The organism is Vibrio sp. R78045 (assembly GCF_042466085.1).
GTDB classification, from domain to species: Bacteria; Pseudomonadota; Gammaproteobacteria; order Enterobacterales; family Vibrionaceae; genus Vibrio; species Vibrio cyclitrophicus.
On sequence record NZ_JAXHBS010000004.1, the window covers coordinates 168,463 to 183,049 of the forward strand.

19 protein-coding genes are annotated in these 14,587 nt (G+C 40.1%); 10 read left to right on the top strand and 9 right to left on the bottom strand.

Going from position 1 to position 14,587, the window contains the following annotated elements:
- Nucleotides 1-390: 390 nt before the first annotated feature.
- Complete coding sequence (locus SJY39_RS01495; RefSeq protein ID WP_390241060.1) at nucleotides 391-1,269, top strand: DUF4942 domain-containing protein; 879 nt, start codon at nucleotides 391-393, stop codon at nucleotides 1,267-1,269.
- 194 nt (nucleotides 1,270-1,463) lie between these two features.
- On the opposite strand, the gene SJY39_RS01500 is transcribed toward SJY39_RS01495, so the two are convergent.
- On the bottom strand, nucleotides 1,464-2,822 hold the full coding sequence (locus tag SJY39_RS01500) for a hypothetical protein (RefSeq protein WP_390241061.1): 1,359 nt from the start codon (nucleotides 2,820-2,822) through the stop codon (nucleotides 1,464-1,466).
- A 234-nt stretch (nucleotides 2,823-3,056) separates the two neighbouring features.
- Here SJY39_RS01500 and SJY39_RS01505 point away from each other — a divergent pair, with 234 nt between their 5' ends.
- Entirely contained in the window at nucleotides 3,057-4,214 is a 1,158-nt protein-coding gene (locus SJY39_RS01505) for a GIY-YIG nuclease family protein (protein WP_390241064.1), read from the top strand.
- Between the two features lie 32 nt (nucleotides 4,215-4,246).
- Here SJY39_RS01505 and SJY39_RS01510 read toward each other — a convergent pair whose 3' ends face one another.
- From SJY39_RS01510 to SJY39_RS01530, 5 genes are all read right to left on the bottom strand, one after another.
- Nucleotides 4,247-4,624, bottom strand: a complete 378-nt coding sequence (locus SJY39_RS01510; RefSeq protein WP_390241067.1) for a hypothetical protein — start codon at nucleotides 4,622-4,624, stop codon at nucleotides 4,247-4,249.
- A gap of 167 nt (nucleotides 4,625-4,791) precedes the next feature.
- A complete protein-coding gene (locus SJY39_RS01515) occupies nucleotides 4,792-5,052 on the bottom strand; it encodes a hypothetical protein (RefSeq protein ID WP_390241069.1) in 261 nt (86 codons plus the stop codon).
- 47 nt (nucleotides 5,053-5,099) lie between these two features.
- Nucleotides 5,100-5,561, bottom strand: coding sequence for a hypothetical protein (locus SJY39_RS01520; RefSeq protein ID WP_390241072.1), 462 nt, complete (start codon nucleotides 5,559-5,561; stop codon nucleotides 5,100-5,102).
- Nucleotides 5,562-5,728: 167 nt separating this feature from the next.
- The gene (locus SJY39_RS01525; protein WP_390241074.1) at nucleotides 5,729-6,331 is read right to left on the bottom strand and encodes a hypothetical protein; all 603 of its coding nucleotides are present in this window, start codon (nucleotides 6,329-6,331) and stop codon (nucleotides 5,729-5,731) included.
- Nucleotides 6,328-7,089, bottom strand: a complete 762-nt coding sequence (locus tag SJY39_RS01530; protein WP_390241077.1) for a hypothetical protein — start codon at nucleotides 7,087-7,089, stop codon at nucleotides 6,328-6,330. The genes SJY39_RS01525 and SJY39_RS01530 overlap by 4 nt, the downstream gene beginning before the upstream one ends.
- A gap of 311 nt (nucleotides 7,090-7,400) precedes the next feature.
- Here SJY39_RS01530 and SJY39_RS01535 point away from each other — a divergent pair, with 311 nt between their 5' ends.
- From SJY39_RS01535 to SJY39_RS01570, 8 genes are all read left to right on the top strand, one after another.
- Nucleotides 7,401-10,514 (top strand): hypothetical protein, encoded by a 3,114-nt coding sequence (locus SJY39_RS01535; RefSeq protein ID WP_390241080.1) that lies wholly within the window; start codon nucleotides 7,401-7,403, stop codon nucleotides 10,512-10,514.
- A 5-nt stretch (nucleotides 10,515-10,519) separates the two neighbouring features.
- Nucleotides 10,520-10,822: a helix-turn-helix domain-containing protein gene (locus SJY39_RS01540; RefSeq protein WP_390241110.1), complete on the top strand. Its 303-nt coding sequence runs from the start codon at nucleotides 10,520-10,522 to the stop codon at nucleotides 10,820-10,822.
- Nucleotides 10,812-11,468 carry a DUF6283 family protein gene (locus SJY39_RS01545; RefSeq protein WP_390241083.1) on the top strand — a complete coding sequence of 219 codons (657 nt, stop codon included), beginning with the start codon at nucleotides 10,812-10,814 and terminating at the stop codon, nucleotides 11,466-11,468. The genes SJY39_RS01540 and SJY39_RS01545 overlap by 11 nt, the downstream gene beginning before the upstream one ends.
- 11 nt (nucleotides 11,469-11,479) lie before the next feature.
- Nucleotides 11,480-11,620 carry an LPXTG cell wall anchor domain-containing protein gene (locus SJY39_RS01550; RefSeq protein ID WP_390241086.1) on the top strand — a complete coding sequence of 47 codons (141 nt, stop codon included), beginning with the start codon at nucleotides 11,480-11,482 and terminating at the stop codon, nucleotides 11,618-11,620.
- A 13-nt stretch (nucleotides 11,621-11,633) separates the two neighbouring features.
- Nucleotides 11,634-11,969 carry a hypothetical protein gene (locus SJY39_RS01555; protein WP_390241089.1) on the top strand — a complete coding sequence of 112 codons (336 nt, stop codon included), beginning with the start codon at nucleotides 11,634-11,636 and terminating at the stop codon, nucleotides 11,967-11,969.
- Nucleotides 11,970-11,979: 10 nt separating this feature from the next.
- Nucleotides 11,980-12,165, top strand: coding sequence for a hypothetical protein (locus SJY39_RS01560; RefSeq protein ID WP_390241092.1), 186 nt, complete (start codon nucleotides 11,980-11,982; stop codon nucleotides 12,163-12,165).
- 212 nt (nucleotides 12,166-12,377) lie between these two features.
- Nucleotides 12,378-12,716, top strand: a complete 339-nt coding sequence (locus SJY39_RS01565; RefSeq protein WP_390241095.1) for a hypothetical protein — start codon at nucleotides 12,378-12,380, stop codon at nucleotides 12,714-12,716.
- A gap of 96 nt (nucleotides 12,717-12,812) precedes the next feature.
- A complete protein-coding gene (locus SJY39_RS01570) occupies nucleotides 12,813-12,998 on the top strand; it encodes a hypothetical protein (protein WP_390241098.1) in 186 nt (61 codons plus the stop codon).
- 61 nt (nucleotides 12,999-13,059) lie between these two features.
- Here SJY39_RS01570 and SJY39_RS01575 read toward each other — a convergent pair whose 3' ends face one another.
- The 3 genes from SJY39_RS01575 to SJY39_RS01585 all read right to left on the bottom strand — a co-directional run bounded on the left by SJY39_RS01575 (nucleotide 13,060) and on the right by SJY39_RS01585 (nucleotide 14,234).
- Nucleotides 13,060-13,527 carry a hypothetical protein gene (locus SJY39_RS01575; protein ID WP_390241101.1) on the bottom strand — a complete coding sequence of 156 codons (468 nt, stop codon included), beginning with the start codon at nucleotides 13,525-13,527 and terminating at the stop codon, nucleotides 13,060-13,062.
- A 321-nt stretch (nucleotides 13,528-13,848) separates the two neighbouring features.
- Nucleotides 13,849-14,022 carry a hypothetical protein gene (locus SJY39_RS01580; protein WP_390241104.1) on the bottom strand — a complete coding sequence of 58 codons (174 nt, stop codon included), beginning with the start codon at nucleotides 14,020-14,022 and terminating at the stop codon, nucleotides 13,849-13,851.
- Between the two features lie 86 nt (nucleotides 14,023-14,108).
- Complete coding sequence (locus SJY39_RS01585) at nucleotides 14,109-14,234, bottom strand: hypothetical protein (RefSeq protein WP_390241107.1); 126 nt, start codon at nucleotides 14,232-14,234, stop codon at nucleotides 14,109-14,111.
- Nucleotides 14,235-14,587: the final 353 nt, after the last annotated feature.

Sequence of the window (14,587 nt, forward strand, 5' to 3'; positions counted from 1 at the left end):
GATATTATGATATTTATGTTAAACGGTTAAATACGATTAACACAAATCACAAGCAGGGTGTAACGCACTGATTATATTGGCTTATTTTTGTGCATTTACCATAACATATATAATACGCAGTACTGTAAACGTATTTAATAACTGGCCAATCTAGCAGAATTCAACACATAATCAACCAGATATATGCTATTATTAATGAATAAAAATTCAATTGAGTATATTGAGACATTTAATGATCGAGTCAATTAGCGCTCGCCAAACCCTGCACTGGTACAAGCTCGGCTTCATTGGCGCATGACCCTATGATTAAGACTCAGTATTCCTCTATTCAGATTAATAAAAATTGAATCAGATGAACTCTAGACAATATAAAAAATAAGGATCTATTGCATGACGAACTTAGTTGAACAAAAATTGATTGATACTCTAGTTCGTCAACGTACTGAGTTCATCGAGCTAAATTTACAATCCGTATTGCTTCAAAAAAAAGCTACTGCATTGGCTTGTTCAATCGATTTAGGCATGCCCAGCGAAAACGCTGGTTTCTTAGATTGTTTCGATTCTGTCTTCCACTCCATTTCAACCGCGCTGGGTGAAAGTACAAAGAACCGTGTTCGCCCTAAAGAAGCTTCGGTTAAATATAAAAATGAAAGCGACCTGAAAGCTATTATTACCAAAGTGGTTGATGAAAAGTTATGGGATATGCTCTTTAATCGACTTGGTTTATACAAAAGCATGTCAAAGAGTCAGCAACTAAAATTTGAAGCTGCTTGTCGCGAGAACCCTCAGCCATTCACCTTACAAAACGTTCAAGCTACATTGCAGTCAATGTACGAAAACCGTGAGTCGGATTTACTCGACGCACTCTTTGATACGTTCACCTCATTGTCCTCCACCTATGTATCTAACGAACAGCGTAAATTTGGTAATAAGATCATCATTGATAATTCGTTCTGTGAGTATCGTGACTCGTTCGCTCTTCAAAGTCATGAGTCACTGGAAATGCTACTTACGGTCGTTTGGCGCTGGATCTTAGTAAACAGATGGCAGATTGATGAAACTGGCGTCTCAACAAACAAGATTTGGGAACATCTCAGCCAATCTTTAGAAAATACAGACCAAGATTACAACGCCATTCGCTCGATCGAATCTCACGGAATAGAGTTTCGTTTTTTCCGCAAGAAGACGGTTCATGTACTGTTCCCTAACTCAATGATCGCATTACTTAATGGCCAACTCGCCAAGGCAAATGCATTACCCTCACAATAAGAAGCAAGAGCCCTTTGGAAGACTAAACAGCATCCTTATTTCGTTCTAGCAACCACCAGCGATTAAAAGTCCACACTAGAAACATGTGTTGCATACCCAATTAGTTACAAGACCAATTAACATTATCGAATTGCAAAAAAAAAGGTTAGATGTCATCTAACCTTTTTTATATTCAGCGAGAACCCCTACCCTTGTTACTCTTCTTTCTTAGTACCCAACTTGCGTACTGCGGCACTCAATCTGCCATGACCATTTCCACTTACCGTGACTGAATCTGTGTGCTGTAACTTGTGAGTGATTGCCGCCCCTAATTCATCACACATCGCTTTATAGTTTTTAGCATCATGCATTTGCAAAGAGGATAAACCAGTTCTTGGTTCGCTCCCTTTAATCTCAATACCTCTCTCTATCAAAGACAGTGCAAAGTCTTCAAATGAACCAGCATCCTCCCCTCCAAAATTACTAATGGGCAGTGACTCAGCCTTTGGATCATATAATAGAGTTCCATCGCCAAAGAGTGTAATTAACCCAATTGCGTACTTATCCAAGCTGACTGCCATTTTTTCAAATTTTGATTGGTTGATAACGATCTCGTTAAACGGCTTTACTCTTCTCACTCCACTCCCCGTCGTAAGCATATGAAGAGCCTCTAGGTCATTTGAACGTATACTTTCACTAGACTGTTCATTATTAGAGTTCGAAGTAAACAAATGCTCTGTAGGCTCTTCAAAGGATACGACAGCACGGCCACTTTTAACAATGTCATCAAATGTAATATCGGCTGGCTCTGTTTCAAAGATCTTACCAAAGTCACTAGGTGATTGAATGTAATCTTGGCCGTCAACATTGTGTTTTCTTTCAATGGCTAGCGTTTCAATTACTTGAGGTGCAATGCTTGATACCGAAAGTTGCTTTACATTTCTTGCCGCTTCACTGATAGGTGCGACTAAGTATGTGATTTGTTCCTTGGTTTTGCTTGTCAGCAGACCATTGTAATTTGGGATTATTGCATCAAATAGAGAGCGCATTGCTTCATTGTCTTTGGCCATACGCAGTAACCAAACTGGATCTTGAAATCGTTTAAGGGCGCTTTCACTAAAGGTGCTATCTAACCCATTGCTCTCGACTAATTTTATCGTGTTCTTTAGCCAAAAGTTGTATGAGTTGTTTTCGAAGTCCATGCGCTTTAGTGCGTCCACCAGCTCCTGACTTGTTACTGAACCATGCACTACCGTTGCGGCACTAGGTTTGTAGTTGAGAACATCGAAATCTTCATTTTTATGACCTAATGATTGAAAGGCATCTTTATAAGCTCCCACCAGTAAGCTGCCAAGAGATGCTAGTTCTTCCTCATGCTTTGCGGTGGCCTGTTTTTTCAGAAAAACGATGGCGTCATCCCAATCAAGGTCGAGCCCGTTCGCTCTAGCACAAATGTTTTGGGCTTGGTTTAGCTTGATGTTTTTGGCTTTCTTAAGCTTCTTCGCATCCATCTTAACTTTTGTTACTGGACGCCCATTAGGGAAAACAAGATCAGAGGTGTTGATATTTGACATGCTGTACTCCAATAGTGATAGCAATAGCCGACTTACCGCACTCACAATGAGGCACAGTGAATTTTAAGTTAAACAGATGATACGGAGTGATCTTCGCCTTGGGTCGGCTCACAAGCGGTCTGTAACGCTTATAAAAGATCATACACATAGCACAAAAATTACTCAAGATAGTTGCACACTTTTTTGGGCATAAATATTATCAGATTTAACGTGACCAAATTAATGTGACCGCTCATGCCTGTATTTCTAAGCTTTGGGAAAGACGAAAATCAAAAACTCACTCACATCAGCTCTCAAATGTCTGGACGCAGTGACCTGATATGCCCTTTTTGTGGCATGAGGTTAATCGCGGTTAAAGGCGGTAAAGTGTCGCACCATTTTAGACATGATGGGATCACCTGTAGTGAATCATTAAACGAATTCCCTAGCATCGATGGTTGGCATCAGTTTCACCTAAACTTCCCTACGGACGTGATTGAGTCGTTAAAGAGCGGTTATAAACCTAATTCCAAAGCGCCTAATGTGTTTCACGATTCGGAGAATTCCCTTAGTAACCGGTATCAAGAACAGTTGCTGCGATACAACGGTTGGGGGAATGTCTATGAGTTCACCGATACAGCCAATGTGATATTGGGAAACCTATCACTCGTTAAGTTCTCAAACTGGATGCGAAATAGGTTGGAGCAAAGAGTTAGCCAACTACGTGAGGATGTTAGAAACGGGAGGGTGCATAAGGGGCATCTGGAAATTGAGGGGTTTAGACAGCAAAGCATCCTGACAAGCACTTTGTACTTGATTGAATACCAATTGAGTGACAAGAAACTGTTTAAAGTAGGTAGGACAAATCGAGACGTATCAGAGCGCCTTAAGGAGACGATAAGGGACGTTGAGAAGTCTCTAGGTTGTAAGGTAGTAAAGTCGAGCATTCTTCGTACAGTGCAACACGGAGGCTTTATAGAGCGATACGTTTTTCATCGATACCAAGCTAACAACGTGATGGTAGGTTCGCACACTGAGTATTTCGACTTTGATAATAAAGCACTCAGAAATTTGAAAACCGAGTTAACCAAGCTGGCCAATAACTTTGACCCATTTAACAAGAACGAGCGCTTTATCACGACGGGTAGATACGCTTACGAAGAAAAGAGGCTAGCAGCGTCAAAAGTGGGCATCGCTTCTAGAAATAGACAAGGAAAATTTGGCCGACCGAAAGGCACTAAGCTAACAGACCAAAAGTTAATAGATAAGTACCCATTAGCCGTTACTAACCTGTCAAATGGTTGCACGGTCGATAGCTGCGCGAGTGCAACAGGGATTGGGCGAAGTACCGTTGTTAGGGTTAAGAAAGCGATGCGTAATCTAGGTATGATTGGGAATGAAAAGGCTGTTTAATCCCCTATCCCACCAGCAATCAACCGCTAATTTTATTCTGATGGGAAGAGGCGGTTTAACTTTTTCTCTAACTCATCGAAAGATGAAGATCCTTTAGCTCTCGTATTAGATTTGTTGCTAGTGCTAGTGCTAGTGCTCTTTAAGGAATAGACCATTGAAAATCGTGGTAAACCAGCTGATGGAGATGCATCAGCTATATATGCTCGCTGACCAACTAGACCTAAAGTATCAGCTGCGTCTCTAATTCGGCTTTTCCAAACAGAGTAGCCTAAGTTAGCTTGGGCAAATTTCTCAAATTCCTCATTCAAATCTAGATTGGTGGAAGTCATGTAGACATTCCCATGGACACTAATTGACTCGTTACACCAATCAACCAGCCATTGGATTTGTTCAGATTTACTTTTCTTCATAATCAATCTCAATCGAGTTAATGCAGATGGTATCGAATTTGATTAACTTAGGCCATCCACGGTACTTAGGATAGACATTATTCGTGTACACCATCAACCCACTGTTCGTAGATGTTTAACTGCAATATGGGTCTATAGTCAAAGTCCTACACTGTCAATTAACTGGGTTATTCAGGAAACTGATTTTCACGCTGATTCAAAGCAGGTCTACTCGCTAAGCTAAGTATAAATTTGTTGAGTACAGGCCATAAGAACATACCTTTTTTCATTGCTGCAATATAAGTAAACGACGGGTAGCCTTTTACGTCGTATTCCGACACTTTAAGCGACCATACTGTATTGCGAATCAAAAAGTTAATAAACACACCCGACAGCATCCATAAAAGAGTCAGCAAACCTATGTAACCCATAACATTTCCATATTCCATGATAATTCCTCAATCTTTCATTTTTCAAAAAAACACTAAGAGCTAAACTAAGTACCATTGGTAGCAGTAGCAAAGTTTGCTATTAGACCAGTTGAGTAGAAAACCACATAAACACCAACAACCATCAATAGTGTTTTTACTCGCGTTCGCGCCATGTATGTCAGTATCGTATAGATATATAAATTGACATAAACAACAACTGCACCCAGTACAGACACGTTAGCCCAAAACAAATGCAGTGTTAGCATTTTATCAAATTCACTTTTATCAAAACGAATGGAATCATAGCTATCAGGTAAGATAGCAATAAGCGCGTGGTTAATGGCTATGCCCATTTGAGTACTAAATATTGGAGTGATAGAAAAAGCTATAAGGCATACTGTAATGATGATTAAAAGAGCAATGATAAAACTGTTGCCAAAGCCACTCACTAGTTGGATTTCTTTGTCTTCGTTATCCTCACTAATTAATCTATCAAGGTTTGGGTCTTTACGGTCATATGCTGCCACAAGTTGCGCCTCTACTTTGTAAAGTGGGTGTTGGTCATCGTTCTAAAACTCACGTTCTAGAGCTTTCGATACTCGATGCAAAACTGTGAATTTCATCATTCGACACATCTTCTGTATCTGGCCTACCGAGTTCTTCTAAAGCCAACTCGATATAACTAATAAAGTCTTTAAAGCCAACGTTTCTCAATTCGATCATATTTAAATTCATATCGAATTACTGATGATGTGTTTTGATATGGTACTTCAACTAAACAACCATACTTATTTACAGATACAGTTGACCTTACAAATTCTATTGCATATTCATCATGAAGCTTCGCTTTCTCTCTACATCCATCAACAAGTTCTTGCATAGGTGGTAATGGATAGAAAAAATCATCCCATGCATTCGCAACCTTATCATCCAAATTGTACTCATTCGAAATTACAAACAATGAAATACATATAGAAGCGAGTGATGCAATTCCTGAATATTTTTTCAACCAGTTAGTTAAGAATTCTTTGTTAGATTCCATTTGCGATTTCCTTTGCGACTTAGGGGCTTTACGGTCATATGTTGCCGCAAGTTGCGCCTCTACTTGTAAAAGTGGGTGATGGTCATCGTTCGAGTACTCATGGTCAAGAACTTTCGATACCCGATGCCAAACACTGTGTATTTCGTCATTCGATATATCTTCTGTATTTGGATTATCGAGTTCTTCTAACGCCAACTCGATGTTACGTTCACGCTTATATGGTATGAGTTTTTCAATTAATGTTGAGCGTTTCATTTCTCGACCTCTTCTAAGTCAATCAGGGTCTGCGCCATACTCCAACCAATCGGTTTCTTCCAGATAGGTGCAACACTCAACTGTTGTTTTGCTTTCATAGAATACTGACATCCAAGGCTTGCACCTACAGATACCGCATACTGGTAATCTTGGAAACCTAACATCTTATTTGCATAGACAGCTAAAGGGTATGCAAACTTGACATCTTTCATTTCGACTAGGACATAAAACAGAGCTCGTCTCAGGTTATCTCTCTTGATGTAACTCATATTATTTAGGATGAAGAAACCATCGCCCACACTACCCTTTGAAAAGTCACGAAAGAATAACTCATAGCTTTCGCGTCTCTTAGCAATTGACCAGACATCATCAGACACAACATTTTTCTTTAGATTGAACAAGGGTAGTGCAATTGACTGATAAACCGTATTAGCTGAAATCACACCAAAGAAAGCAGAAATTAATAATGTCCAATTCCGACTTAACTCCACCCCCTTAGTCTCGAACACACTTTTCATTAGGTCTAATAAGAATGGCATGAGATTTACAGTTGTGATCGCAACAATGATCCCAATTACTGTACTTGCTACAAAGAATGCGAACTTCGTCCTCTTTGTTCTTTCACTGTATTGAAGCCAGTTTTGTTTCTGTTCCTTAATACGCTTAAAGCCCTGCTCACACAGCATCTTGTCTTGAATCTTGTCAGATAATACTCGAATGGTATCTATCTGTGATGAGGATAAACGCTCGGTAGACATATCACTTTCCTTTTCGTGAATAGTTATTCAACTATAAAAATTAAAAACCCGCATATAACTTAAACAAACGCATAAAACCAATGAAAATGTGAGTATACAACTCAAACTTATTCACTCTTCATGATTGCGCATGTGTTTTTTAAATATACTTAAAAGACTAGCCAACTATGCATTTGTTTGCTATAAATTGCAACATAACTTTACAACACCTTTGGCGTATTTTTAATTGTTACCCAATGTACGATAAAGATGTAGTAATATGATCTGCGTTCGTGCAATCATTTTTTGGAAAAATCAGAGAGATAGTCATTATGGCTCAAGGTAATACTAATATAACAACTGACACGTTTAGCCGTGTCGAACGTGAAAATGTCCACACCGAGATTGTACATGGTGATTACTTCCGATTTATGCCAAGCGAAGAAACACATCTGTCAAAAACGTTTGTAGAGAATGAAATCTACATAACGACACAAACCCACTATCACCACCTGACTAAAGAGCTCCACAATCTGGCTTTGTATATACCAGCGCATCTAGGTGGGAGTACTAACGTCACAGAATTCAAACTCAGCTATAAAGAATTCGAACCTCACTTTGTTTACGTACCTCAAGATCAAGCCGAGATTGAAAGAGAAGAGACAAAGCGTTTAATCACCAACCAAATTAACGCAATAAGAGGTGAATTAAGCGAATCTCTGTCTAAGCCAGAAACCATCTATCAAAAAATAATGGAAACCCAACATGCAAGTTTGGTTGAAGCTAGAAGCAAAATAGACACTTCCGTTCCCCTACTCCTTGAGTCAAAGCATCAGCAAGCAAGCTCTACCGATATCGTCCCACTGATTGACGGGAAAACGGCAGAGACAGTTAAAAGACAACTGATGAACCAAAAAGCCCTTGGTGAAGTGATATCGATATACTCAAAAGTAAAAAGTGACGAACTGAAATCAGTCGTAAATCACGGTACAAGTATCGCGATGGAAGCAGCTTACGCGACCATGGGACAAGCCAAGCAGATGAGTGAGTCCGTAAATGATGTGATGGACAAGGTGGACATGCTCAACCTTTATCTTGGGGAGAAAGTGACCATATGGACAATCATTGATAAGCCTGAGTCCACCAGCTGCGGAAAGATTCACTTTTTCAGCAATAAAATCTATTGCGATGAAGAAATGCTCACTGATTCGATATTTTCAGACCACTCATTCGATCACAGAGATATTGAACAGTTCTTCACTCGTCTTCAAGAGTCTCCATCATTCTTAAATCGTATATTGCCAGTGGAAAGAAGCGTGGTTTGTTTCCAGTACAGAAGAACACAAAAGCATTACCACGATGAGGGGTTTACCAACTCAGTCTTGAACGTGCCGAACTTTAAAGTTGGTTTATTAGTGAGAGATGGCGAGCGTGTCAGCTGCATTCTGTCACCTGTTGATTTTCAGGCTCGCCTATTCCCAACACAACGCGAGATGGACGACTACTTAAATCATATATCAGACATAGACGACGTCGCGCTCACGGACGCCCAAAAGAACCTCAAACATCTGAATACGACCTACTCTAAGGTTGCCTCGATATTTCAGGGCATTATTGACCGCCAACTGGACGGTGAAACGATTGTGTTTGGCGAACTCGCTTACGACCAACATGGTGCAAGTTTATTTAACCCCGATGCCGTTCGTAGAAATGTTGAATTTATCAACGATGAGGATAACTTGATTGGCCAAAACCCAATCACTGAAAACCCAAACGATTGGATCAAACAACACCTCACGACTGATCATACAGAGGGGGATTTGGTTCTGTTTCAATCCTCCTTGGTCAACGAAGAAAACGCAGCTGGTTGCTATAAATTCAGTCAAGCAAAACATGACTACCAAGAGCCTGAACTGGTGTATTGCCCTGATGAAAGATGTTCGATACTCACTGTAGGCACTTACAAGCAAAAACTAGCATTGAAGATCCCGACAACATATGACGGTTACTCTTACAATCTTGACGGTAAGACAAAAAATGTTTGGTTAAACCTCAACGATCCGTCGACCGAAAAAGCGTACAACCTGAGAAACATCAAATTCAGTGAACTTAAAACACTCATGGAATCAAGAGTGGCTAGGCCAAAAATTACTGACGAAATGGATGGGCTTGTCTGCCTATTCGATTTTTTCAAAAAACTCGATTCAGACACCAAGCTAGTACAAGACTTTATTTCACTAAATAGTGATTGTAAGGATAACGACAGTCAGTTGCTCAACATCATCAAATGGTTAAAGGTTAACCCAAAGAAAGAGAAGCTATTGAAAGACAAGCCGAACTTGGCTGGTAAAGCAATTGTTACTTTGATTGAAAGCAACACGGAGTTATCCGAAAAGCAAATCATGGAGATTGAAGAGAAATGCAGCCAATTGGGTATCAAACCTTTATTCATTGCCTCTGATTTCAATGAGCTTTATGTAATTTCCCCTCTGAGCAATGCTAACGATATACCTTACATAAGGTTGGCCAACGATGATGTGAACAACCTAACCACCCCTGATCTGTGTGATATCTATGCAGTAAAACAAGACTCCCTAGAATTGATAGGGGCTCTGGCAAATGAAATGAACAAACTTACCATCAAGTACGTATTTACTCGCCAGTACGAACCCTTGATCACCACTGACAACATTGAAAAGAAACTCAAAGACCTCAATCGAAGAGGTCACATGATGCGGGTTACTGACAATGTCATCGAGAAAACGGAACAAGATGCTTATCAGTTTTATATCGAATCGTTTCAAGATGGAATCAGAAGCAAGTACGCCAGACTGAACCTTATCGAAGAATGCAAAGTCATCAACACACTTGATAGATACAAGCTGTCAGAGGACGCTACAGAGACTCTTAACACAACTTTAAAAGCCTTGTTCGGGACAGTGGATGAGAAAATCACTGCGATTAAATCCATCATACAATTAATGAAAACCAATCCAGATTATGTGAAATACAATCAAGGGTACTTAAAAGCAAAGCAAGTGGAGATCCCTCATCGGTTGCTGGTTACTCGATTTGAACAAAACCGTTTCATGTCAAAGTCGAAGACAGTGACATTTGCCTGTGGTTACGCCTACAGCCCGTTGAAATGCGCAATCTATATCTATCGCAGTATGACCAATATTGAGCAGTTCCAACATGAGGCCATGATGCTAGACGTCATTCAGCAAACAACGAGGTGCAAGGACGACTATGCCAATGACTTCCTTAAATGCGACCCAATTACCGCACTTGAACCCATGCAAGTACCTTTAGTTGAATTACCGCAGCCGTGGAGTCATGGCCAATCAATCCGTTACTCGATACCTGAAAGCGAACGTACACCAGAAACCCTCATCACTAATGGGCTTGCCAGTGATTGGGTCGAGCTATTGAAAGAGGTGAAGTAGTGACTATGAAAAATACCAATCGCACCAAGATCGCCTTTAACAGAAAGCTCCACATCGCATATTGCATTCATACAGGCTACAACACAGTCCCATTGATTCAAGAGAAGACAGGATATCCAGCTCGCACGATTATGGATGCCATCAGAAGTTTAGATGACATGAACATCACCATTGCGCGAGAGGGTTCAAAAAGGCTTGGCAATTACGTTGTTGCAAGTTGGGGTCAGTTTGATGTCAAGAAGATCAAACTAGCAATAAAGGACATTGAGACGAACGTTAATGACAAGGGTGATAAAGATGGCAAGTAAGTGTATTGCATCAAAACCCTGTAAGAACTGTCCTTGGAAACGTAAGTCTAAGGCTGGTGGTGAGAATATCCCCCACTTCGACATCGAGATGATGCGTAATTTGGCCAATACAGCCCCTGAACGTGGCTCTCAAGATGGTGGGCTTCGACAGCTCTTTGCTTGCCATGAAAGTGAAGAGGACAACCCCTATGTATGCGCTGGTTATGTAGCGAGAGACGGCACACATAACGTTAACCTTAGACTGATGGCCATGCGTCATGAAATACCACTACAACCAATCATTGATAATGCAGAAAAGCACGATCTATACAGCAATTTTCACGAAATGCTAGACGATTACGAAAAGCACTATCAACCTCAATCATACACTGAGAAAGAACACATAGTGGCGTTGCTTGGTTTTCAGAAAGCGCATAATTACTGCGCCCTGACCAAGCACATTCAAAAACACTATCAAGACTTTTCAACAACAGTGTTGCAAGTGTCTTTGAATTTGCTTCCTGATCAAGATGATTTTTTTGAAAAATTCAGTGAAAGGTTGAGCGGATATTTCCGTGTGGTTAACGGCCTTGTTGAGCGAGGTTTTCTTACAGACCACCAGCTTCAAGTAATTGCGAAAATGGAACTAACAAGCAATCGAGATTAATAAGGATATCTATGACTGACTTAGAGAGAGAGGAAGCCCAAAAGCGCATGAGCGAAATGGCCAACATTGTTGATGTGCCTACGCTCATTTGGATTGGCCTGTGTGGATTACTTGTCGCTGGTTTTCTTTATTTGTTGGCTAAAAAGCAATAACGGGAATATTAAGATGATTGAGAACTACAACCCTCTAGCTAAGTGGAACAACACAATTTGGACATTAGACAGTGATGACTTGTTCAACCGATTCGGATTTCAAGATGGTGCAATATTCGAGGAACTTTCACTAACAGAGCAAGTTGTTATGCCAGCACAACAGGACATTTTAAGGCTCGTTGTCGAAAAGTTTCTAATACCAGCGATTGGAGTTCATATTGAACTGTATGATGCTAATACTTCGCACAATCGAGTTAGAGCATTAGATGACTACAAAACTGTGTTTGAACGTGTCGCTATTACGGTCACAGCGAAACAGGTCTTACATGCTTTAGACGAAATAAGATAAGGGACTCGTCATGACAAATAAGAAAAGATACGGATTATCACTGCCAAATCGTTTGAGTATCGCATTTGTTGTTTTCTATGGTGTAGTAAAACTAATGGATGGCTTCGCAATTGAGTTAGTGGGCTTCCTGTTTGCTTTAGCTGCCTACTTAGTACTACCGCATCAAGATTCTGCGTCAACTAACCAACCTCTATAGGTTCATAACATAAAAAACTCATCAGCCCCTAAAACATGGCAGATAATTGCTTTTATCTTTGCCCGACCAATTGCGATTGCATCTTCCTTAGTTATTTTAATCGTTACTCTCTCGATGATCAGTCATCTCGTATCCTCAGCGAACGCTAGCTTTTTAAGAAACGGCCAAGCAAATCCATTAGAAAATAGACTTAAGCTTATAAGGAAATAAGAATGAAAATGAAACTTGTGTTAATCGTTACTACGTTGTTTACGTTTGGGTGTACAGACCATGAAAAAGCTGCCGAACTGGAATCAGCAAAACAACAAATCAATCAATCGCTTGAACAATTGCATCAATTTAAACAAGATCTGGAAAAAAATTCCGAAGTACTTGAATTAGTCCATGATGCCACCGACCCAAATGGCGAAACGGTTAAAATGTGGAACGACTCTTTAAGCAATTGCGAGGGTGTTGAAACTGAGCAGTGCGATAAACTTAGGGATGCATTCACGGAACTACAGGCGACAATTTCAAACAACGCTAAGGTTATGTCGGAATCTAACCTCTAGTAGCGAGCTAGGGTAGGTTCACAGCTAACCTAATAGATCATTCTGGCCATGTGTTGTAATAGAACCATAGTTGTGAATACAAAAGGATATTGAGTAATGAAGAGCACTGAATTAGCGCTAATTGAGCACAAGAAAGAAACCACTGGAAAACCAGAACAAACCACAAATAAATCAACGCCTATGCACTTTGATGAGCTTAGTACGTACTTTCCAACAGTACTGATAGATCCAACTCTTAGAGATAAGTTTCAAAGCTCTTCTATTCAAAGTAAAGAGCATTGATGATGCTAGTAACTACCGTGTGTGAGGGTAATCCCCTCACTCAATTACACTCAAGGTTAAGTTATTCAGCTTCTATTTCAGGTTCTCGCTCAGGGAGTTCGGGACAGCCGACAAAGGAAAGGCTTAACGCTAGAACATGATCAAAACCAGAATCTGACAAACTGCCTTGCACTTCCCATTCGGTCATATCATCACCCAGCGGCTCACAAAACTCGTTCCAAGCATTTTTCCATTCTTCATACGACTCACCGTTGAATGACGCATGCCAGCGCTCTGAGCGAGCTTCTGAGTACTCTTCCATACTCGTTACCCATTCACTGGTAAGTTCAGACACTTCACTTTTCAATATCCTTACGTCGTCCAATAAGTGATCCAAATTCCGACCCTGCTCATCCTCTGTGTTTGCAAATAACTCAGTTAATTCAGCGTTGATGGTTTCAGTTAAAGATTCTAGAGCTGTGAATCGCTCATTCAACTCTTCACGTTTAGAGGCGAGTTCGGTGTACAAATGACTTGGTATTTTTTTCATGATTATGGACTCAAATAGGGCTTAAGCCGAAAGGTAATCGCGCCATAAAACGAAGTCAACTAGATGAAATTGGAGGTGCAAAACTCCTGAATACCCGTTTGAGTGATCCAAACTATGATTTACAGAAATTACGGAGGTGAAAAAATTAAGAACTAGATAGGTGCAGCGCTTTTTTAAGTTTTGGAACAGTAAAAGCACCATTTTTTTAGAAAATGAAGTTTGGCTACCACAATGCTACAAGTGTGACGACCATCACAAAAGCATAGCTGTGGAGTAAGAATTAAAATCCATGAAAAAAGCAAACGAACCCAAACAGAGAGGCTATTTTATTCTTTTGATTACAGGTTTGCCGTTCACAGTCTTACCTAAAATGATTGACTGATTAGCTTTGTGGATGATGTTTTTCAAAGCTTCCTTACAACGCTCGGTGGCTTCTGGGTCGGGAGTACTATCACTAACCACACCTAGAGTGATCGGTTTCGATTTATTGTCCATGCTTAATTCCAATTATGGGTATGCTGATTAAAGTCTGCAATCGGGGATTTGAGCATTGGTTTATCTATTACTCTTTCCCCTTGCCATTAACAAATGTCATCGTAAGCGTCATCCAAAAAAGTTTCAATAAACTCTTTAGCACCACTGACTGATTCAGAACCAGATAACCAACTCGCATCCATGCTTTGTGAATACGCTTCCCAAAGGTTCATCGCATCGATAAGAGAGACATTAAAACCAAGCTCATTAAGTGCTCGTTGAATATTTAAGGATAGTGCCTTGTACTCTTCACTTAACTCACGCTTCTAATTACTTTGAGTAACTGAAATCAGTTCAGATAGCTTTCCATATTGCTCCTTGTCCATGATTTTCCCTCTATAACCAGCTGACTGAATCACCATCATTTTTTACGTCTCATAAATCCATACAACCTACTCTTTAGTTTAAATATCCCAAAAATTAGGTTAAAGGTTTGATGATCGGTTCTTCTTTTTCCCAAAGAACTCATTCACTTTTTTACATTTATACTTATTGACTATGAACGGGTTATAAACATGACTGATTG